Annotated in this window: 1 protein-coding gene; it reads left to right on the top strand. The window is 38.5% G+C overall.

Annotation, left to right across the window (positions count from 1 at the left end; translation table 11 throughout):
• The first annotated feature begins 169 nt into the window (after positions 1–169).
• A complete protein-coding gene (locus ACTHOQ_RS18830; RefSeq protein WP_440497726.1) occupies positions 170–1531 on the top strand; it encodes an IS4 family transposase in 1362 nt (453 codons plus the stop codon).
• Positions 1532–1536 lie beyond the last annotated feature (5 nt).

Below are 1536 nucleotides of genomic sequence, written 5' to 3'. Positions count from 1 at the left end.
TAACTCAAACTTCGCACATAAATAATTAGGTTCAATAGTTGATGCTATTTGGTTCTTCTCGATTTCAATAAGAACCTTGACATACTTTTTTAGATACAAAAAACACCTCATTCTTTGGTATAGTGGATTTGTCGAGAATACACTACCAAACAGAAGAGGTGCTTCCATTATGATAGAGCATAATGACCAAAATAATCAACTACCAAAAGAATTAAAATCTGTGTTTCGTGAATTAGAGATCGTGAAACATCTTCGAAAAGCCGGTATTACTAAGAAGTTTGGCTTTACAACTTCCTATTTGTTTCAACTTGTTTTTTGTTTAATCTTTCATCATAAGAGTTGGTTCACCCTTTTAAATTCAAAGAAGGGAGACCGTTACCCTGCAAAGGACTCTGTTTATCGTTTCATGAATCATTCCAAGTTTGCATGGCGTCGCTTTTTAACGTATTTTAGTGTGCATGCCATTCAAAAGGTCGATCAACTGACGGATGTAACGCGTCCAAAAGTGTTGATCATTGACGATTCTATGTTTGATCGGAATCGGAGTAAAAAGGTAGAACTTCTTGCGCGTTGTATGGATCATTCATCTTTAACGAAACGCTTCTATAAAGGATTTCGTATGCTTACTTTGGGTTGGTCGGATGGCTTTACATTTATGCCGCTTGACTTCACGTTACTGAGTTCAAAAAATGCACAAATTAATGGGATTTCCGAGAATATTGACAAGCGTTCTTCCGGCTATAAACGACGTGTAGAAGCGTTGGAATCTGCTCCTACCGTTATTCCCAGTATGCTTGAAAGAGCATTACAAGCAGGTGTTTCCGCTGATTATGTGTTAATGGATACATGGTTTACGCAACAACCTCTTATTCAATCCATCGTTGAACTCGATCTTGACGTCATTGGCATGGTGAAGGCAACGAATCAACGCTATTTGGTGAACGATCAAAGGCTATCTCTGAAAGAACTATACAAAGTTGCCACACCTGTTTCTGGCAAGAAAGGCATCATGCGATCGACTCAAACTACTATGGCAAATGGCATTCAAGTAAAGGTCGTGTTTATTCAAAACCGCAATAAAAAGAGTGAATGGCTTGCGATTCTCAGCACCGATTGTACGCTTTCTGAACAAGAAATCGTCCGTATTTATGGCATGCGGTGGGATATTGAAGTCTTTTTCAAGACGACAAAATCCCTATTACGCCTTCAGAAAGAATTTCAAGGCATGTCCTATGATTTACTCATTAGCCATACAACGGTTGTGTTTTCTAGATACATCGTCTTGTCCTGGCAGAATCGTTGCCATAACGATCAACGAACATTAGGTGGCATTTTTTATGAATTATGTGATGAAGTGAACGAACTGGATTGGGCTGTCGCGTTACAGCAATTAATCGAGCTTCTTGAAGATGCCCTAAAAAAGACGAATAAAACAATCCAAAAATTAATCAAAAGTCAACTACAGCAGTGGATTAACGGTCTGCCTAACTATATCAAGGCTTATTTGTCGATTTCAGTCTGCGAAGTTTGAGTTAT

Origin of the sequence: Solibacillus silvestris, from assembly GCF_051967575.1 — a bacterium.
In the GTDB taxonomy this organism is placed as follows: Bacteria; Bacillota; Bacilli; order Bacillales_A; family Planococcaceae; genus Solibacillus; species Solibacillus silvestris_B.
This window is presented reverse-complemented; position numbering and strand designations above follow the sequence as displayed.